The 17564-nt window shown below is 65.1% G+C and carries 20 protein-coding genes; 10 read left to right on the top strand and 10 right to left on the bottom strand.

Translation table 11 applies throughout. From position 1 onward, the window contains the following. Positions 1-2: 2 nt before the first annotated feature. Positions 3-908, bottom strand: a complete 906-nt coding sequence (locus CK489_RS27035) for a sulfite exporter TauE/SafE family protein (protein WP_095734419.1) — start codon at positions 906-908, stop codon at positions 3-5. Positions 909-1331: 423 nt separating this feature from the next. On the opposite strand from CK489_RS27035, the gene CK489_RS27030 reads away from it, so the two are divergent. The 3 genes from CK489_RS27030 (at position 1332) to CK489_RS27020 (ending at position 4291) form a co-directional block, all read left to right on the top strand. Continuing rightward, positions 1332-2369, top strand: a complete 1038-nt coding sequence (locus tag CK489_RS27030) for a PrsW family glutamic-type intramembrane protease (RefSeq protein WP_095734418.1) — start codon at positions 1332-1334, stop codon at positions 2367-2369. 28 nt (positions 2370-2397) lie between these two features. Next, positions 2398-2970 (top strand): HdeD family acid-resistance protein, encoded by a 573-nt coding sequence (locus tag CK489_RS27025; RefSeq protein WP_095734417.1) that lies wholly within the window; start codon positions 2398-2400, stop codon positions 2968-2970. 235 nt (positions 2971-3205) lie between these two features. Then, positions 3206-4291, top strand: coding sequence for a 3-deoxy-7-phosphoheptulonate synthase (locus tag CK489_RS27020; RefSeq protein ID WP_095734416.1), 1086 nt, complete (start codon positions 3206-3208; stop codon positions 4289-4291). Positions 4292-4356: 65 nt separating this feature from the next. Here CK489_RS27020 and CK489_RS27015 read toward each other — a convergent pair whose 3' ends face one another. The 3 genes from CK489_RS27015 to epmA all read right to left on the bottom strand — a co-directional run bounded on the left by CK489_RS27015 (position 4357) and on the right by epmA (position 6997). After that, positions 4357-4623: a hypothetical protein gene (locus CK489_RS27015; RefSeq protein ID WP_063781868.1), complete on the bottom strand. Its 267-nt coding sequence runs from the start codon at positions 4621-4623 to the stop codon at positions 4357-4359. A gap of 242 nt (positions 4624-4865) precedes the next feature. Then, entirely contained in the window at positions 4866-5948 is a 1083-nt protein-coding gene (locus CK489_RS27005) for a lysine-2,3-aminomutase-like protein (RefSeq protein ID WP_050629373.1), read from the bottom strand. After that, positions 5945-6997: an EF-P lysine aminoacylase EpmA gene (epmA, locus tag CK489_RS27000; RefSeq protein ID WP_050629374.1), complete on the bottom strand. Its 1053-nt coding sequence runs from the start codon at positions 6995-6997 to the stop codon at positions 5945-5947. Before epmA ends, CK489_RS27005 begins: the two co-directional genes overlap by 4 nt. A gap of 139 nt (positions 6998-7136) precedes the next feature. Between epmA and CK489_RS26995 the strand changes: the two genes are divergently transcribed. The 3 genes from CK489_RS26995 to CK489_RS26985 all read left to right on the top strand — a co-directional run bounded on the left by CK489_RS26995 (position 7137) and on the right by CK489_RS26985 (position 10311). Continuing rightward, complete coding sequence (locus tag CK489_RS26995; RefSeq protein WP_143278226.1) at positions 7137-7964, top strand: hypothetical protein; 828 nt, start codon at positions 7137-7139, stop codon at positions 7962-7964. Positions 7965-8126: 162 nt separating this feature from the next. Further along, positions 8127-8693, top strand: coding sequence for an elongation factor P (gene efp, locus CK489_RS26990; RefSeq protein ID WP_095734413.1), 567 nt, complete (start codon positions 8127-8129; stop codon positions 8691-8693). Between the two features lie 40 nt (positions 8694-8733). After that, the gene (locus CK489_RS26985; RefSeq protein WP_095734412.1) at positions 8734-10311 is read left to right on the top strand and encodes a peptidase M23; all 1578 of its coding nucleotides are present in this window, start codon (positions 8734-8736) and stop codon (positions 10309-10311) included. A 48-nt stretch (positions 10312-10359) separates the two neighbouring features. On the opposite strand, the gene CK489_RS26980 is transcribed toward CK489_RS26985, so the two are convergent. The 5 genes from CK489_RS26980 to CK489_RS26960 all read right to left on the bottom strand — a co-directional run bounded on the left by CK489_RS26980 (position 10360) and on the right by CK489_RS26960 (position 13694). After that, positions 10360-10752, bottom strand: a complete 393-nt coding sequence (locus tag CK489_RS26980; RefSeq protein ID WP_095734411.1) for a tautomerase family protein — start codon at positions 10750-10752, stop codon at positions 10360-10362. A gap of 316 nt (positions 10753-11068) precedes the next feature. Further along, a complete protein-coding gene (locus tag CK489_RS26975) occupies positions 11069-11470 on the bottom strand; it encodes a chorismate mutase (protein WP_198961033.1) in 402 nt (133 codons plus the stop codon). Positions 11471-11596: 126 nt separating this feature from the next. Then, on the bottom strand, positions 11597-12490 hold the full coding sequence (locus CK489_RS26970) for a dihydrodipicolinate synthase family protein (protein WP_095734409.1): 894 nt from the start codon (positions 12488-12490) through the stop codon (positions 11597-11599). A gap of 177 nt (positions 12491-12667) precedes the next feature. After that, positions 12668-13174: a cupin domain-containing protein gene (locus CK489_RS26965; RefSeq protein ID WP_050629379.1), complete on the bottom strand. Its 507-nt coding sequence runs from the start codon at positions 13172-13174 to the stop codon at positions 12668-12670. 37 nt (positions 13175-13211) lie between these two features. Further along, positions 13212-13694 carry a carboxymuconolactone decarboxylase family protein gene (locus tag CK489_RS26960; RefSeq protein WP_095734408.1) on the bottom strand — a complete coding sequence of 161 codons (483 nt, stop codon included), beginning with the start codon at positions 13692-13694 and terminating at the stop codon, positions 13212-13214. A gap of 83 nt (positions 13695-13777) precedes the next feature. On the opposite strand from CK489_RS26960, the gene CK489_RS26955 reads away from it, so the two are divergent. From CK489_RS26955 to CK489_RS41865, 4 genes are all read left to right on the top strand, one after another. Then, positions 13778-14347 carry a MarR family winged helix-turn-helix transcriptional regulator gene (locus tag CK489_RS26955; RefSeq protein ID WP_094194062.1) on the top strand — a complete coding sequence of 190 codons (570 nt, stop codon included), beginning with the start codon at positions 13778-13780 and terminating at the stop codon, positions 14345-14347. A gap of 112 nt (positions 14348-14459) precedes the next feature. After that, positions 14460-15695 (top strand): lytic murein transglycosylase, encoded by a 1236-nt coding sequence (locus CK489_RS26950; RefSeq protein WP_095734407.1) that lies wholly within the window; start codon positions 14460-14462, stop codon positions 15693-15695. A 301-nt stretch (positions 15696-15996) separates the two neighbouring features. Then, positions 15997-16230 carry a DUF6894 family protein gene (locus CK489_RS26945; RefSeq protein WP_050629382.1) on the top strand — a complete coding sequence of 78 codons (234 nt, stop codon included), beginning with the start codon at positions 15997-15999 and terminating at the stop codon, positions 16228-16230. Between the two features lie 9 nt (positions 16231-16239). Beyond that, complete coding sequence (locus CK489_RS41865) at positions 16240-16407, top strand: hypothetical protein (protein WP_167350163.1); 168 nt, start codon at positions 16240-16242, stop codon at positions 16405-16407. 333 nt (positions 16408-16740) lie between these two features. On the opposite strand, the gene CK489_RS26940 is transcribed toward CK489_RS41865, so the two are convergent. Beyond that, positions 16741-17550: an SDR family NAD(P)-dependent oxidoreductase gene (locus CK489_RS26940; protein ID WP_050629384.1), complete on the bottom strand. Its 810-nt coding sequence runs from the start codon at positions 17548-17550 to the stop codon at positions 16741-16743. Positions 17551-17564 lie beyond the last annotated feature (14 nt).

Raw genomic sequence — 17564 nt, 5'->3', positions numbered from 1 at the left:
GATCAGGTCGGACCGCCCCGGTTGCTGGATCTCAGCGAGGCCAACGCGTGCGAACTCTGTACCGTCCCTCTCCTCGCCGTGAAGAAGACGTACAGCAAGCAGACGTCGATCAGGATCGTGGCAGCCATGACGCCGTAGGCCCACGGGCTTTCCATCAGCTTCACTTCGATCAACACGCGTGACAGGCCAAACCCCACGACCCACGCATCAAAGCTCATGCAGATCCGGCGAAACGTTTCGGCATCCAGCCGCCGGATCAGAAGGGCGCCGAGCGGTATGCCGACGACGACGCAAGGAACGAGCACGAACAGGATGCTCCGGCTCTCTTCGATGAACAGACCGAGCTTGTAGTACGCGATCGCGGTCAAGCCGGACTCCGTCACCCGGACCAGCGCGAGACCGGCCCGAAATTCATCTTTGACGAGGCCCTGATTGTTGAAGAGGATCGCCAGCGGCGGTCCCGAAATGGTCGTGACCGAGTACAGGACACCCAGCATCGTTCCAAAAGGCAAGCCGACCAGCCATTTCGACTGGATCGGCTTCCGCCAACCGGCCGCCTGCACCAGGATCAGCGGCAGAATAATCGAGTAGGTGGCGAATTTGGTCCATCCGGGCTGAAGCGACGTCAGCGCGAAGGCTCCGACTGCGATGCCGGGCAGCATGCCGACGAGGATCGGCAAGATGCGCCGCCACACGGCCGGGACACTGCCCAGGTTGATGCAAAGAACGTAGAGGTTGACGAAGACTTCGACGATGACGATCGCGGGATTGAGGACGCGGTTGGTGTAGAACACCAGCGCGACCGGCACGGTGAGCGACGAGAACCCGTACCCCAGCGCACCGTTTACAAAGGCCGCAAACAGAGCGCTCACGGCAAGAACGATCACAGCAGAATCAATCGAAGGCATCTTTGGCTTTTACCGGATCAGTCACTGCCCGCTGCATTATAACTCAACGAAGCGCACGCGGTGCCCGAAACTTGCGGTGGCCTTGCAAAGCCCTGAGCGCGCCGCGACAGCGCAGCACTTCGTTTGCGCGGCAAAGAGGCCGACGCCGCGCGCCGTGCAAATGCGCCGCAATCGGCGGATCGGTGGTGCCGTCGCAGCGCGGTGCCCGGCACCCTTCCGCCGTCAGGAACCTTCCGGCAGTTGCTCTCCCTTGCTCTGATCGAGGCGTTTCTGCCGCGCTTTCGCAGGCACCGTGGCATATTGGACACGAGATCGGCGCCGAACGAACCGATTCCGCCAATCGTCCATTTGCAATCCGCTGAACTTGCTGCCATTTCTTCGAAACGCACCGCTGTGGTGCCATTGAAGGGGCCCGTTCGGCTCATGTTGTTGCTTGAGTCGCTTCCGACTGTGATCGGCGCCGCCGCCATCGCACCCGCGCTGCTGGTGCTGTGGCTGGTGATAGCCGCCGACGAGCGCCCCGGACCGCCGGTGCAGGTATGGCTCGCCTTCGTGCTCGGCGCGGCCAGCATCTCGCTGCTGGGCCTGGCGCGCATTCCCTTCAATGCGCTGCTGGCCATTCCCGACAATCCCTGGGCGACGCAGGCGGTGCGGGCGCTGTTTGGCGTCGCGGCTCCGGAGGAGATCGTCAAGGTCCTCGTCATCGTCGCCATCTCGACGCGGCGCCGCGCCTTCGCCGATCCGATGGATACCGTGGTGTATGGCGCAGCTGCCGGCCTCGGCTTCGCCGCCTACGAGAACCTCGCCTATCTGGTCCAGCACAAGGATATGTGGCGCGCGCTCGCGGCGTTGCGCAGCGTGCTCACCGTGCCGTTCCACGGCGCGCTCGGCATCATCGCCGGCGCCTATCTCGCGATCGCGCGCTCGGGTGGCGCGCTCGGCGCCTACCGGGGTCATCGCGACTGGGCGCGTATCACGAACTGGGCGCTGGTGCTGGTCGCACCGGTCCTGCTGCACGCAGCGTTCGACTTCCCGCTGCTCGCGCTCCAGCGCATCCCCGATCTCAGCGGGACCGCGCACCTGCTGCTCGGTTCGGCCAGCGTGCTGATCGGCTTCTCCTCGATCGGGTTCGCGATCCGCCTGGTGCGCCGCCTCGGCAGGCATCATGCCCCGCGCACCGACGTCGCGCGCGAGCGGCTGAGCCAGCTGCGGCGGATGTGGGCGCTGCTGCTGATCGGCGGCGGCACCGGCTTCGCCGGCGTTTCATTCCTGCTGACCTCGCTGCACCACTGGTATGTCAATCCCGAGCGCAATGCGTCCTTCATCCTGATCCCGATCGGCTTCACCTCGATCCTGATCGGACTGGCGCTGCTGATCGCGACCACCGCCGTCTACTTCCTCGGCCGCAACCGGATGCGGACCGCCTCGGAGGGCTTTCCGTCCGCGCCGGGCCAGGGCTAGGATACGCACGCAGATCCGGAGAGCCGCGATGCCCCTGTCCAACGACCTCGACAAGCTGCGATCCGAGATGCAGGCCGCCGTCAAGGCGCACTGGAAGGCGTTCCTGTTCGAGGGCATCCTGCTCGTGGTGCTCGCCATCGCGGCGATGATCGTACCGGCCTTCGCGAGCCTCGCCGTCACCATTTTCCTCGGCTGGATGTTCCTGATCTCGGGCGTGGGCGGGCTGATCGCGACGTTCTGGGCGCGCAACATGCCGGGCTTCTGGTGGTCGCTGATCTCGGCCGCGCTCGCCGTGCTGGCCGGCATGCTGCTGCTCGCCCGTCCGATGCAGGGCGTGCTGACGCTGACCATCGTCGTCGGCGCCTATTTCATCGCCGAGGGCGTCGCCACCATCATGTATGCGCTGGAGCATCGCCGCGAATTGTCGGGACGCTGGTCGTGGCTCATGATCGCCGGCCTGATGGATATCGTGATCGCCTTCTTCATCATCGCCGGCCTGCCGGAGTCGGCGGGCTGGGCGATCGGCCTGCTGGTCGGCCTCAACCTGATGTTCGGCGGCGCGACGCTGATCGGGATGGCGTTGGCGGCGCGCAACACCTGACGGCGAACCGCGTCGGGCTTGCATTTGGGGGGTGACAGCACCAAATCCCTGGGCTATAGAGCCGCCCCATGATCACCACTGCCACCAGCTATTTTTGGTACTTTAGCTACGACAGCTCGCTGGCGGCAGGAGGATCGCGCTCAATCTGAAGAATTGCAGCAAACGTCCAAAACAAGCCGCCAGACCTGGCGGCTTTTTTGTTGCCGGCAGGTCCCGAAATCCAAAGGAGCCAGCCGTGTTGAGTACGACAGACGATCTTCGCATCAAGGAATTGAAAGAGCTGAGTACGCCCGAAGAGGTGATGCGGGAAGTCCCGCGCACCCTGACGGCGACGCGCGTCGTGATGGGCGCCCGCAACGCCATCCACGCGATCCTCAATGGCACCGATGACCGCCTGCTGGTCGTCGTCGGCCCCTGCTCCATCCACGATCCCGCGGCGGCCGTCGATTATGCCGAGCGCCTCGCCGGCCTGCGCGAACAGCTCGCCGACCGCCTCGAGATCGTGATGCGGGTCTATTTCGAGAAGCCGCGTACCACCGTCGGCTGGAAGGGGCTGATCAACGATCCCGATCTCGACGGCAGCTTCGACATCAACAAGGGCCTGCGGCTTGCCCGCAACGTGCTGTCGGCGGTGAACAATCTCGGCCTGCCGGCCGGCACCGAATTCCTCGACATGACGACGCCGCAATACATCGCCGATCTGGTCTCGTGGGCCGCGATCGGCGCACGCACCACCGAAAGCCAGATCCATCGCGAGCTGGCTTCCGGTCTGTCATGTCCGGTCGGCTTCAAGAACAGCACCGACGGTGGCGTGCGGATCGCGGCGGACGCGGTGAAGTCGGCGTCGCACCCGCATCATTTCATGGCGGTCACCAAGGGCGGCCGTTCGGCGATCGCTGCGACCAGCGGCAACGAGGACTGCCACGTCATCCTGCGCGGCGGCCGGGTGCCGAACTATGATGCAGCGAGTGTCGATGCCACCGCGGCCGAACTCGGCCGCGCCGGCGTCGTAGCGCGGCTGATGATCGACACCAGCCACGCCAACAGCAGCAAGAACCCGGAGAACCAGCCGCTGGTCGCCACCGACATCGCAAAGCAAGTCGCGAGCGGTGAACAGCGCATCATCGGCGTGATGATCGAGAGCAACCTGGTTGCTGGACGCCAGGACGTCGTGCCGGGCAAGCCGCTGACCTACGGCCAGAGCATCACGGACGGCTGCATCGACCTCGCGACGACGACTGACGTCTTGAAGCAGCTCGCCGATGCCGTCGACGCAAGGCGCAGCGTGCGGCGCGACGGCCTGCAGGAGCGTTCGGCGTGACGCGCCGGACGGATTGAGCGTTACCGGCGGGGCGCACATCGCGCTCCGCCGGTCACTTCCGTGACCTAGCAGCCGCGGCAGATGCTCTTGATCTTCTTGTCGAGCGCCGCGTCTTCCTTGTTGGCCTGGCTGTTCGGATCGCTGATGTTCTTCTCGTTGCCAATATCGCCGCGGCGCGGCTGACGATGTCCGATCGGCGCTTCCGGCACGCCCGTATTCTTCTGCATGGAGGACGATCCGCCCTGCTGCTGTGCCCAGGCATTGGAGGCCCCAAACTGGGGCGCACCGACCGCAACCACCATCAGAGCCATCAACAAAACTGTCTTCCGCATCTCGCGTCTCCGCTTCTCAACCCTATCGCGCCCGTTCCGGCACTTCGACGGTAGCACAGTTGCGACGCCCTTGCGCTGCGCAATCCTGTACCTTCCGTATATCGGCCATCGGACCAAGGAGCCAGATTCCCGCGGCGGCCAGCACCACAAAGAAGCCGAACATCACAGCATTTTCGATGCCGCGGTTACCCTCGTGCTCGGGCGGCTCCTGCCGTCCGTCCCCGACCCCGCCCACGGCCGGCTCAAGATTGCGGTGGGTAGAAATGAACGTCACCGCAATAATCGACGATACGGTATCGCCGTTCCATGGAATCTTCACGATCGCGCTGCGACAAATAGGTCGGGCCGATCGGCGCCTTGCCGTGACCGCCGGGAATGTCGAGTACATAATCCGGCTGACACAGCCCGGAGACGCGTCCGCGCAACGCCCGCATCAGCTCCTGCCCGGCTTCGATCGTGGTGCGCAAATGCGCGGTGCCGGGCGCAAGGTCGCCGTGATGCAGGTAATATGGCTTGATCCGGCACTCGACGAAGGCGCGCATCAGCGCCGTGAGCGTCGCGGCATCGTCGTTGACGCCGCGCAGCAGGACCGACTGGCTCACCAACGGAAGGCCGGCATCGACAAGGCGCGCGCACGCGGCACGGGCATTGGCGCCGAATTCGCGCGGATGATTGGCGTGGATGGCAATCCAGGTCGCAGCCCCCTCGACCCGCAGCGCCGCAATCATCTCCGGATTGATGCGACCGGGATCGGCGATCGGGACGCGGGTGTGAAGACGAATGATCTTCACATGATCGATGGCGGCGAGATCGGCCATGATCTCGGTCAACCTGCGCGGCGACAGCATTAACGGATCGCCGCCGGTCAGGATGACCTCCCAGATCTCCGGATGGCTGCGGATGTAGTCGAGCCCCGCGCGGTAGGCGTCGTCCGACAATGCCGAGGCCTTTCCCGGCCCGACCATTTCGCGCCGGAAACAGAACCGGCAATAGACCGCACAGACGTGGACCAGCTTGAACAGGACCCGGTCCGGATAACGATGCACGATCCCGGCGACCGGCGAATGCGCATCGTCGCCGATCGGATCGGCGTTCTCGCCGGGCTGCTCGACGAGCTCGTCGGCGCTCGGGATGAACTGCCGCGCGATCGGGTCGTTGGCGTCGGCCGGATCGATCAGCGCGACGAGCTCCGGCGTCACCGCGACCGCGTAGCGCGCCGCCACCTGCTCGAGCTCGGCAAGCGCATCGACCGGCGCGAGGCCGGCATCGATCAGCTCGCGCGGCTGGCGCAGCGTCGCCGCCAGTTTCGGATCGATCCTGTTCATGGCTCTCCTGCAGGCGGCGTCCAGACCACCTGATCAATTCGCGGCGCGCCGCTCGCCAGCATCACCAGCCGGTCGAAACCGAGCGCGACGCCGCTGGCTTCCGGCATCTGGCCGACCGCGGCGAGGAAATCGTCGTCGAGCGGATAGCGCTCGCCATACCGCCGGGCCTTCTCGTCCATTGCTGCGGTGAAACGATGGCGCTGCTCGGCCGCATCGGTCAACTCGCCAAAGCCGTTGGCGAGCTCGACCCCGCAGGCATAGACCTCGAAGCGCTCGGCGACGCGCGGCTCGCCGGCCTTGGTGCGCGCCAGCGCTGCCTCCGGCGACGGGTATTCGAACAGCACCGTCAAGCGGCCCTGACCGAGATTGGGCTCGACATGCTCGACCAGCACCTTGCTGAAGATGTCCGACCAGGTGTCGTCATCGGCGATCCGCACCCGCTCGCGCGCGGCTGACGCCAGCGCCTCGCGATCGCCCTCGCCGCCCGAGATCGTCGCCAGCAGGTCGATGCCGGCGAACCGCTCGAAGCCGGCGGCGACGGTCAGCAGCTCCGGCTCGGCAAAGGGATCGGCCGTCTTGCCGCGGAATGAAAACCGGCCGATCCCGGTCGCCTGCGCCGCATGGGCGATCACGACGATCGTATCGGCCATGATGGCGTCATAGCCGGCGTTGGCGCGGTACCATTCCAGCATGGTGAATTCAGGCAGATGCAGGTCGCCGCGCTCGCGATCGCGGAACACCCGTGCGAATTCGTAGATCTTCGGCTCGCCGGCCGCGAGCAGCTTCTTGCAGGCGAACTCCGGAGAGGTGCGCAGATAGCGCGTTGCCTGTGAGCCATCGGCCTGCCTGAGCTCGGTCCGCGGGGCGTGCAGATGCGTCTCATTGCCCGGCGATATCTGCAGGATGGCGGTCTCGACCTCGGCAAAGCCCTGCTCCTCGAACCATGCCCGGAGCGCCCGCGTGATCGCGGTCCGCGCCTGCAGGAACGGCCTGCGGTCAGCGTAGCGCTGCGGCGTCCACCACGGCGAGGGCTGGTCGTGAGCCGTCATGGCTGGATCACCCGCACGGATTCGACATCAACGAGCCGCCATCCATTCTCAAGAGTCGGATACAACCAACTGATATTAAACAGGTTCATTGCTCATCCAGCCCAAGCCTCCACGGAACGCGGCGAGGCCGATCCCTTCTTTGTCGAAAGATGCCGGCGTTGTCCATGCGCGGGCACGGCTGAACCTGAACGGGGACTCGCGCGTCCCATCCGCAGATTCGCTGAAACGGATGAACCCCATGGCCGGTTGGTTACGCGGAACAGCCCTGCTTGTGTATCTCGGTCTTGCCTTGGCCACGCCGGCCTTCGCCGCAGGCCCGGGAAAAGAGTTCAAGCGCGTCGCCGATGCCCCAACATTCACCTCACCGGACGGCAAGGTTCGGCTCGAGCAATATGCGCGCGACATGGGCGACGATGGCCTGCTGTTTCAGTTCTGGACCTTTGACCGGGCCCACAAACACGCCGCTCTCCTCAACACGGGCGAAACCACCGATCAGGCCGGATATCAGGCCGGCTTCCGCTTCAGCCCGGACAGCCAGTGGCTGGTCCGGATGCAGAAGATTGGCTCGGGGGTTCAGACGCTGTTTCTCTACAAGCGCGATGGCGACCGGTTCGCCCCGGCAACCGGAAAGCCGCTCGGCGATGCCGCCTGGGACTATTTCTTCACCCAGCCGGCCGCCACAGGCGTTCGGCACGATCCCAACGATCCTTATTCGCTCGACCATATGCGGGTCGGCCTGATCAAGGGACTCGAGGACAACTATGCCTGGCTCGACCAGCATTGGCCCGATAACCGTTACCTCGTGATCGGCCTGTCGTTCGACATTCAGGGCGAGGAAACGCCGTTTCCCTGGGTCGAGGACTGGCGCTGCCTCTACGACCTGACGACCGGCACGTTCTCGGTTCCGGAGAGCTTCGCCGAGCACAACCAGAGCGCACTGAAAATGCCCGATCCGGCCCGAAAATAGCGCCGATTGGCACCGGCGGAGCGGTTGGCAACCTGCCGAATTCGGCCGCAAAAGGCTGGCATCTCAGGGACAAATCAGTATGTTGCAGCCCGAAATCGCCGCCACGGCCGAGGGGCTGCCGGTCCGGTTTGCGCCCCTGTTCTCAAATTCAGGAAAACACCTTTGAAAGTCATCGCCAGTTCCATCCGCAAGGGCAACATCATCGAGCAGGACGGCAAGCTCTATGTGGTCCTCTCCGCCGAAAACATTCATCCCGGCAAGGGCACCCCGGTCAGCCAGATCGAAATGCGCCGCATCGGCGACGGCGTGAAGGTCTCGGAGCGCTACAAGACCACCGACCAGGTCGAGAAGGCCACCGTTGAGGACCACAACTACAACTACCTCTATGAAGACGGCGACGGCTTCCACTTCATGAACAACGACAACTACGACCAGGTCCAGGTCTCCAAGGAGATCATCGGTTCGTCTGCGCCGTATTTGCAGGAGAACATGACCGTGAAGCTGTCGATGCACGATGGCAATCCGGTCGCGATCCAGCTGCCGCAACGCGTGACGCTGGAAGTCGTGGAGACCGAGCCGGTGACCAAGGGTCAGACCGCCTCGTCGTCGTACAAGCCGGCTGTGCTGTCCAACGGCATCCGTACCGGCGTGCCGCCGCATGTTTCCACCGGCACCCGCATCGTGGTGATGACCGAGGACGGCTCCTACGTTGAACGCGCCAAGGATTAGGCGCTAGTCTCTTCTCTGGAGACTCGAACCGGGGGGTGCAGTGAACAGGAAGGTGGTCAGCTTCATCAGTTGCTGGCTGGCAGCCCTGGTCTCGCCTCCTCCCGGCGCTCATGCCGACGAATTCCGGACGCCTTCGATCTCGGCCATGCGGGTCGAATGGCGCTCGGTGCTGGACCAGCTCCGGCAGGAGATCGCCACCCGTCCGGCGATCGCCTCCAGCTTCAGCTTCGCGGCACAGCGCCGCGTCCCGGCCTCCGATCCTCGCACCATGCCCGCGCTGGTGCAGCTGAACGCGCTGACCTCGCCGCTATTCCCCGGCATTGCGCGCAGCCCGGTCCCGGTGCTGCTGCCGTTCGACCCCGCAAGCTATCTCGATGCACGGCAAGGCGGCGCGCCGGACAGCCTGCCGGTCGCGCGCTATCAAGCCGGCTTCCGCGCCGCCGACGTCTTCCACGCCGGCGCGTCCGGCTATGACGCGGTGTTCTCGCTCGACCCCGGCGCCGGCGACGACATGCCGCCGCGAACATTTGCCAAGCCGGTCGAGGTGCAGATCACGGGCTCGATCCTGGTCTACGACCTCGCCGACCGGCTCGGCGGCAAGGGCGAACCGGTCAAGGCACTGGCCACGCAGTTTCCGGACCTGCGCCGTTTCATCCGCGAAGGTTATCTCCGCTACGCGTTCACCCGCTTCGGAATACCCTATGTCGTCTCGATCCAGTGTCTCGACAGTGCGCCGCGGCCGAAGCGGCTGGCGTGCCGCGAGGCCTCCCCGGTGGCCGAACGGTTTCTGATGGCGCTCCACATCGCCGGTGGCCAGCCGTCACGGCCGCGCAGCGACACCGCCGCCGACATCTCCGGGAGGCCGATGGCGCAGTCGGCCGATTTCACCTACCGGCCGAGCGGCGACATCGTCGCAGGCAGCGGCGGCCGCAGGCAGCAAGGCGGCCACGCCGACTTCACCGTCTACTCGCAGATCCGCTTTCCGCTCGCAAAGGCACCGGCCTTCGCGCATTCGCAGTCCTTTCCGAAGCGCGGCCGGGTCGACGAATATCCCTGGCAGGACAATTTCTGCGAGGCGCGCAGTTTCGAGGTCGGCCAATGCGCCAGCGGCTTCGGCCATCAGGGCCAGGATCTCAGGCCCGGCGCGTGTCCGGCCGACAGCAAGGACGGCTGCGACCCCAGGCAGCAGGCGGTCGTCGCGGTGCGCGACAGCATCGTGATCCGCTCGGCGCAGCAGCAGGCGGCGACATTGCAGGTCAACACCCGGACCGAGCACGTCCGCTTCCGCTACATGCACATGAACCCGTCCGCGATGGATGCCGACGGCCTGCTCAACGGACGTCGCCTCAGCGAGGGCGAGAAGATCGGCGTGGTGTCGAACTATCTCGACTATCCCAACGGCACCTCACGGCATCTGCATTTCGACGTACAGGTGTTCACGCGCGACGGCTGGCTCTGGGTCAATCCCTACACCACGCTGGTCTCGGCCTATGAGCGGCTGATCCGCGGCCGCGGCCACGAGATCGGACCGGAGCCCGGACCTGCGGCCGCCGTGGCCCACGCCCTGCCCGACGACGTCGTGCGCCGCATCGACACCCAGGAAGGCGGCGGCAATTAGCCAGGCCGCGCCTGCGATTGTTTCCGGCACGTATGCTTGATACGCGGCTTATGTCAGCTCGCCGGTGATGAACTGCGCGCGCCCCATGCCGAACGACCAGTCCTCATCGTCGTTGATCACGAAGTTGATGACGAGGTCGCTCGGCGCGATCGCGCAGGCCGACGACAGCCGCTCGGCGAGCACGCGATAGAAATCCAGCTTCAATGCCTTGTCGCGCGGACGGCTGGTCAGCTGCAGCATCACCAGTTTGTCGGTCCGGCCGATGCCCAATCCGGTGTCGAGCGCGACGACGCGGGATCGCGGATGAACGTGCACGACCTGATAGCGGTCGCGTTGCGGCACGTGGAGGGTTTCAACCAGCACGTCGTGGGTGACATCGAGCAGCCGCTGGATCTCTGCATCGCTTCGTCCCTCGATCAAATCAAATCGCAGAAACGGCATGTTGATGGCTCCTTGCTCGATCTGCCGACGACTGGGACTTCGGAGCAACTGCCAGCGATCAGTTGCCAACGGATAGCGGACTGGCCGAAGTGGGAACCGATCCAATCCGCGTCAGTTTCGATGTTCCGAAATGTCACACGCGATCGCAGCCCTCGGTTCCACCCATAGGCAAACCGAGCTGCTCTCGTCCGACTTGCTGCACTAAAGCACGCAGCCGGGCAGAGGAATAATGATTATCCGAGATGGTTGCGATCTGAATCCCAGATCAGGTCTCGTCGCGGCGCCGTAGCAGCAAGCCGATGGCCGGCGCGTATGCTTACTTCTTCCAGGGCGCGTCGCCGCGCGCCGCGGCCGCCGCGAAGACGCCCTGCTCGTAATCGATGAAGGCGCGGATCATGGCGCGGTAGGCGGCTTCCGCAACCTTGGGCGACAGCCCGTCCGCCTCCGCAAGCGCCATCGCCTTCTTCACGACGGCTTCGGCGCGCTCGGGCGCCTCGACCTGCGCGGGGTTGGCCTTGAAGCGGGCGGCCTCATGGACGTAGCGGCCGCGCTCGGCCATCAGGCGCACGATCTCGCGGTCTAGCCGGTCGATATTGCTGCGCACCTCGCCAAGCGTCTTGCAGCAGGCGCCATTGTCGACGGTGGGGCTGCCCCACAGTGCCGGCGCATTGGTTGCGGGCTCCTCGGCCCACGCCGCGGCGGGAATCAGAATCGTCAACACAACCACCGGCAATCGCATCGAACGCCTCCCAGTCAGCGCACACGCCCCGGCCGATTGTTATGCCGATTTTGTGCGCCGATGGAAGCCACGATGGCCGGATCAATCTCGGCGGCTTTGGAGCGATCAACCGATGTCCATTGCGGCCAACACCTCACCCACCCTCTTCTGGGCGTCCGGAGGCAGCGGCAAGATCGGACGCGGTGGCTCGGCCGCGCAGATCCCCCTGAGATTGGCGATCGCGTAGACGACCCGCAGGCTCGAGAATGTCTTGAGCAACTGCCAGACCGGCTGCAGGCGCGCATCGAGCTGCCGCGCCCTGGCGGCATCTCCGCTTGCCACGGCGCGGACGATCTCAAGACAGACCTTGGGGAAGATCCCTGCGAGAACGCTGTACCAGGTCTCTCCGCCCGCCAGCAGCGCCTCGGTGCAATTCCAGTCGGCGCTGTAACCCAGCGAGAAGCCGTTCGGCACCACGGCCCGCAATTCAGCGACATGGCCCGCCAACGCAGACGTGTCCAGCGCAGGACTCTTCACGGCAATAATCCCCTCCACGCGGCTCAAACGGCCGATCAAGGCCGGTGTGAAGCGGAAATGCGTGGTTCCCGGATTGTCGTAGATGCAGATCGGCAATTTGCTTTCGCGCGCTACCGTTCGAAAATGCTCGAAGACCTCGTCATCCGTCAGCGGCGTGTAGGAAACCGGCGCCAAAAGGCCTGCCGCCGCGCCGGCGTCGCGTGCATCTTGCGCCAGCTTCACCGCATCGTCGGTGCGCAGCGCGCCGACGCCGACCAGGATCGGCGTCCTGCCATCTGCGAGGGCTGTCGCCGCCTGCACCGCGCGGCGCCGCTCATCGCGGCTGAAATACGGATATGAGCCGGTGCTTCCGAGCAACCCGATCGAATCCACTTTCGCCGCGATCAACGGCTCCAGCAAGGCACGAAGCGCGCCCGCATCGACCTGTCCATCTCGAGACGAGGGCGTGATCGGGAAGGCGGAAAGCCCCCTGAGATTGACCATCGGTTGCTCCTGTTCGGTGACCGCTGCACGCGGAACGGCGACATTGTGCTCCGGACGTCATCGCCGCGCCCAGCGCGGCTTGCAAGGTCCAGTTTGCTGCGGACTTCACGGCAAACTGGTCCAGTGCTCAACGCCACGTACGGAACTGCACGGCTTCGATTTGGACGCTGCCGACGGCTATTCCAGCATCGTGGTCAGCTGCGCGCCTTCATCCGCAACGAACACTGCGATCAGTTCCGCCGGCTCCGTGGTGCTCGCATTGGCCGACACCATGTGGGTCGAGCCCGGCGGCTCGAAGAAGGACTGGCCGACCTTGAAGGTCTCGACCGGCCCGCCGCCGAGTTGGGAACGGATCTCGCCCTTGGTGATGTAGGCCGTCACCGAACCGGAGTGACGATGCGGCGGCGTGAAGCCGCCGGGACCGTAGAACACGCGCACCACGGTGACGCGCTTGCCCGGCACGTTCGGCAACGCGTGCGAGGTGATGACCTCGACCTTGTCGAGCGGCGACGCCGCATTCGCACTGGCGCATAGCGGCGCGATCACCGAGGAAATCGCATCCATCGGGGTCGGCAGCGACTTGCCGATCACGAAGGCCGAAGCAAGTCCCGCAATCGCGGCCAGCAAGACCGGCCGCGGCGGCCGCACGAATGAAACGGATGGTGTCATCGCTATCGAGGTCATCGGTCGTTCTCCCCTGTCGATTGCTCCTGAAATCCTCTCACGACGCCGCAGCGGCGGCGACCCGTTGCCGGCGCGGCGGCGGGGTCCAGCGGTAGGCCGCGCCGAACCGGTTCCAGACATTGATCGAAGCGATCGCCGAGGTCAGGTAGGTCAGCTCCTTTTCAGAGAACTCGGCGGTGACCTCGGCATAAACCTCGTCGCTGACGCCGTTCGGCAGGGTCGTCAGCGCCTCGGTCCAGGCCAGCGCCGCGCGCTCGCGCGCCGAGAACTGCGATACCTCGCGCCACACCACGACGAGGTTCAGCTTGTCGACGGGCACGCCGAGGCTCTCGCTCTGCAGGATGTGATACTGCACGCAGAAGGCGCAGCCATTGATCTGCGAGGCCCGCAGCTTGACCAGTTCCAGCAGCTGCTTGTCGAGACCGGCCTTCGCCGCGAACTGGCCGAGCTCACGCACGACGGCGAAGACATCGGGGGCGAGCTTCTCGAAGTCGGCGTATTCCTTGCGGGCATGTGACATTGGCTTGGCCTCATGTTATCAGTGTACTGACATATTATCAGAGCTCTGATATAGAGCAAGGCGCGGACATTCGCGAAGGCATCATGGCGGCAATGCAGAAACGAGGGAAATCCGGTACGGCCGAGCGGCGCCCGGCAGAAAGAGCGGCGGGCAAGGTTGCGACGGCGGCCGGACCGGCCGCGGACGCCCTGCCCGCCTCCGCCGTGCCGCCGCCCGGCGAAGGCAAGCGCGGCGAACAGGGCTATCTCGCATATCTGCTGCGGCAGGCGCATGCCGCCTCACGGCTGTCGATGGAGCGCCAGCTGGGGAGCCTCAACGTCACCTCGCCGCAGTTCGTGGTACTGACCATGCTGAAGGCCTATCCGGGGCTCTCAGGCGCCGATCTGGCCCGGGTGGCGCTGCTGACGCCGCAGACCGTCAGCGTGATCATCCGCAACCTCGAGCGCGATGGCGCGATCCGCAAGTCGCCGCATCCCGTCCATGGCCGGGTGCTGCAATGGACCCTGACCAGTCATGGAACCACGCTGCTGGAGAAATGCCGGCATATCGCCCAGGCCCAGGAGCGGCGGCTCGCCGCCGGCCTCGATGCCAAATCGGAACAGGTGGTTCGGCAATGGCTGTCAAAAATTGCCACAGATTTGCAGGATAGCTAGAGCATGCCCCGGAAAAGTGGGAGCCGGTTTTCCGACAAGGTCATGCTCAAATCATACTTCCTGCGGCGGCGTGGCTTTTGGCTCACCCGATCGGCGCCGCTAGACTGGCCCGATGAAACAGCCTGATTCTCCGAATTCCCCTGCACGCCGCACCTTCCTGAAGGGCGGGCTCGCCGCAGGTGTGACGCTTGCCAATCCGTTCGGCGCGCTGGCCGCCGCTCCTCCGGGCTTCGATCAATGGCGCGACAATTTCCGCGCCCGCGCGCTCGCCAAGGGCATCTCGGAGGCGACCTGGAATCGCTGCATGGGGCGGGTCGAGCCCGACATGAGCGTGTTCAAGCAGATGCGCAACCAGCCGGAATTCCACGAGCAGATCTGGCAGTACATCAACCGCCGCGTCTCCGACTGGCGCATCATCCACGGCCGCGAGGCGCTGAAGAAGAACGAGGCGCTGTTCGCCAGGATCGAGCGCGACTTCGGCGTCGAGCGCGGCACGCTGCTCGCGCTGTGGGGCGTTGAATCAGCCTATGGCGATCCGCTGGTGCAGCAGAACCACATGACGCCGGTGTTTCCCTCGCTCGCGGCGCTCGCCTGGAACGAGCCGCGCCGCAAGGCCTATTGGGAGACGGAGCTGATCAACGCGATGAAGATCGTGCAGCGCGGCTGGAGCACGCCCGAGGAGATGAACGGCTCCTGGGCCGGAGCGATGGGCCATTCGCAATGGATGCCGGAAGTCTGGCTCAATGTCGGCTTCGACTATGACGGCGACGGCAAGGTCTCGCCGTTCGGCCGGCCCGACGATGCGTTGGGCTCGACCGCAAAATACCTCGTCAATCGCGGCAAGTGGCACCGCGGTGAGCACTGGGGCTACGAGGTCCACGCGGCGAGCGGCGGCGCCAACGGCAGCCGCACCTATGCGGCCTGGGCGAGCGCCGGCGTCGTCAGAGCCGACGGCCAACCATTCCCGCAGCCGAACGCGTCGGCGCAGCTCTGGATCCCCGTCGCCGGCGGCCCCGCTTTCCTGCTGGGCCCGAACTTCAACTCGGTGAAGAGCTACAATCCCTCGATGAACTACGCGCTCGCGATCTGCCATCTCGGCGACCGCTGTCTCGGCGGGCCGCCCTTCATCCAGCCCTTCCCGGGCTCCGAGCGCGCGCTGACGCTGGCCGAGGTGCAGGAGATGCAGACGCGGCTGACCAAGGCCGGCTTCGACACCGGCGGCACCGACGGCCGCGTCGGCAACGACACGATGAAGGCGATCAAGGATTTTCAGATCAAGGCCGGCTTGCTGCCTGCCGATGGTTACGGCGGACTCAAGGTGCTGGCGCGGCTGCGGCAGGGAAGTTAGCTCTCGTCATCGCGAGAAGCGCGCGACAAAACTGCAAAGCAATTTGCGCTGAAGCGACCGAAGCAATCCATGTTCTCCGCAGTGAGCGGGATTGCTTCGCGGGGCCCGTCATCGGGCGCGCCGTCATGCGTTCTGGGCCGACGAGGGCTACGCGCTGACCTGCCTCCCTGGCATCCACACGGGCACCAGCGCCACGACGGACGTCTTCCGTACCTGCCCTTAGGGAATCGACCTGAATTTCCTCCTGACATCTCCAATGCTACCCAACCACCGTGAGGTTCCTGCCTGAAGGAGACGGACAATGGGTCAGCTCTATTTCCACTGCTCCCACCCGAAGGGGACATTGATCGACCGATGCGGCGCCGCCATAGCCGATCTGAACGAGGCCCACGATCATGCCACCGGCGTCGTGCGCTCTTTCCTCATGAAGCTTAGTCCTGAGGACTGGCGCAGCTGGGTACTGCATGTCTGCGATGATCGGGGCGACGACGTGTTCTTGATGCCCTTCTCCTTCGTGCTCGGCAAGCCACACTGAGAGGCCGCCATGTCCATCACACAGTCACTCCTGGTCCTTGAACAGCCACTGAAGACCTCCATCGCGAAGTGGTGGGAGCTGCTCGACAAAGCCCGCGATCCCTACCGGCCGGAGCGCTACTACATGCGTGGCCCGGGCCCGAAATGGCGCGCCAAGCATGGCAACGACGCCTTGTAGATCGGAGCCTTGTCCGGCTTTCCCCCGGAGCAGCATCCAGGTTTGCGCGGCACGATCAATGTTGACGATGTTCGCGATTACGGGTGCGACACGACAATCCAGCGGCAAATCAGTGCTTCCGTCGTCGAGCCAGTTGCCGTGGGAATGCGAACTTACATCCTCGTTGCTGTTTGACGACTGAATCCGAAAGCCAGCCTCGTCATTGCGAGAAGTTGCGCGACGAAGCGATCCATCGCTCCGCGGATGCGGAACCGTGGAGCGCTTCGCCTCGCTCGCAATGACGCGTCAGACGCGCCGCCGTCGTCCACGCAGCGTGGACGATGCTTGCTCCGCTCAGGGCTGCCGCACCACGCCGCCGGCGTTCATGCCGCCGTCGATCACAAGCTCGCTGCCGGTGACGTAGCGCGAGGCATCCGAGGCGAGATAGAGCACGCCCTGCGCGATCTCGATCGCCTGGCCGGCGCGGCCGAGCGGCGTCGCGAACCTTGCGCGCTCCTCCGGATCGATCGGTGCGTTCTGGCCGGCGCCCGTCGCGCCGGTCGGAATCTTACCCCAGATCGGCGTGTCGATGATGCCGGGATGCACGGAGTTGACGCGGATGCCATCGCCGACCTGCGCGCATTCCATTGCGATCGACTTGGCGAACAGCCGCACCGCGCCCTTGGTCGCGCTGTAGCCGGAGAGCGACGCCGCACCGCGCAGGCCGGCCAGCGACGACATCATGATGATCGAACCGCCGCCATGCTTGCGCATCAGCGGCAGCGAATGCTTCACCGACAGAAACACGCCATCGATGTTGATGGCAGTCTGCCGGCGCCAATCCGCGAGCGACATCTCGACGATCGAGGGCGCGCCGATGCCGATGCCGGCGTTGGAGACCATGATGTCCAAGCGGCCATGGCGCTTGCCGATCTCAGCGACGACCTCGATCCAGCGCTCCTCGCTGGTGACGTCCTGCGGCAGGAAGCTCACCTTGCGTCCGGCCTTGGTGAGCCGCGCGGCAAGCTCGGGCCCCCTCAACTCGTCGATATCGGTCGCAATGACGGTCGCGCCTTCCTGCGCCAGCAATTCGACGATCGCCTCGCCGATCCCAGATGCGCCGCCGGTCACCAGCGCGACCTTGCCTTCAACCTGTCCAGACATGTCCTCTCCAACGT

The organism is Bradyrhizobium sp. UFLA03-84 (assembly GCF_002289535.1).
GTDB lineage: Bacteria > Pseudomonadota > Alphaproteobacteria > Rhizobiales > Xanthobacteraceae > Bradyrhizobium > Bradyrhizobium viridifuturi.
Note: the sequence above shows the minus strand (reverse complement) of the source record. Positions and strands in the feature narration are given on the sequence as shown.

Bases quoted from the DNA above. Each gene is read 5' to 3' on its own strand.
- CK489_RS27035 (WP_095734419.1), bottom strand. From the start codon at position 908: ATGCCTTCGATTGATTCTGCTGTGATCGTTCTTGCCGTGAGCGCTCTG.
- CK489_RS27030 (WP_095734418.1), top strand. From the start codon at position 1,332: ATGTTGTTGCTTGAGTCGCTTCCGACTGTGATCGGCGCCGCCGCCATC.
- CK489_RS27025 (WP_095734417.1), top strand. From the start codon at position 2,398: ATGCCCCTGTCCAACGACCTCGACAAGCTGCGATCCGAGATGCAGGCC.
- CK489_RS27015 (WP_063781868.1), bottom strand. From the start codon at position 4,623: ATGCGGAAGACAGTTTTGTTGATGGCTCTGATGGTGGTTGCGGTCGGT.
- CK489_RS27005 (WP_050629373.1), bottom strand. From the start codon at position 5,948: ATGAACAGGATCGATCCGAAACTGGCGGCGACGCTGCGCCAGCCGCGC.
- epmA (WP_050629374.1), bottom strand. From the start codon at position 6,997: ATGACGGCTCACGACCAGCCCTCGCCGTGGTGGACGCCGCAGCGCTAC.
- CK489_RS26980 (WP_095734411.1), bottom strand. From the start codon at position 10,752: ATGCCGTTTCTGCGATTTGATTTGATCGAGGGACGAAGCGATGCAGAG.
- CK489_RS26970 (WP_095734409.1), bottom strand. From the start codon at position 12,490: ATGGTCAATCTCAGGGGGCTTTCCGCCTTCCCGATCACGCCCTCGTCT.
- CK489_RS26965 (WP_050629379.1), bottom strand. From the start codon at position 13,174: ATGACCTCGATAGCGATGACACCATCCGTTTCATTCGTGCGGCCGCCG.
- CK489_RS26960 (WP_095734408.1), bottom strand. From the start codon at position 13,694: ATGTCACATGCCCGCAAGGAATACGCCGACTTCGAGAAGCTCGCCCCC.
- CK489_RS26955 (WP_094194062.1), top strand. From the start codon at position 13,778: ATGGCGGCAATGCAGAAACGAGGGAAATCCGGTACGGCCGAGCGGCGC.
- CK489_RS26950 (WP_095734407.1), top strand. From the start codon at position 14,460: ATGAAACAGCCTGATTCTCCGAATTCCCCTGCACGCCGCACCTTCCTG.
- CK489_RS26945 (WP_050629382.1), top strand. From the start codon at position 15,997: ATGGGTCAGCTCTATTTCCACTGCTCCCACCCGAAGGGGACATTGATC.
- CK489_RS41865 (WP_167350163.1), top strand. From the start codon at position 16,240: ATGTCCATCACACAGTCACTCCTGGTCCTTGAACAGCCACTGAAGACC.
- CK489_RS26940 (WP_050629384.1), bottom strand. From the start codon at position 17,550: ATGTCTGGACAGGTTGAAGGCAAGGTCGCGCTGGTGACCGGCGGCGCA.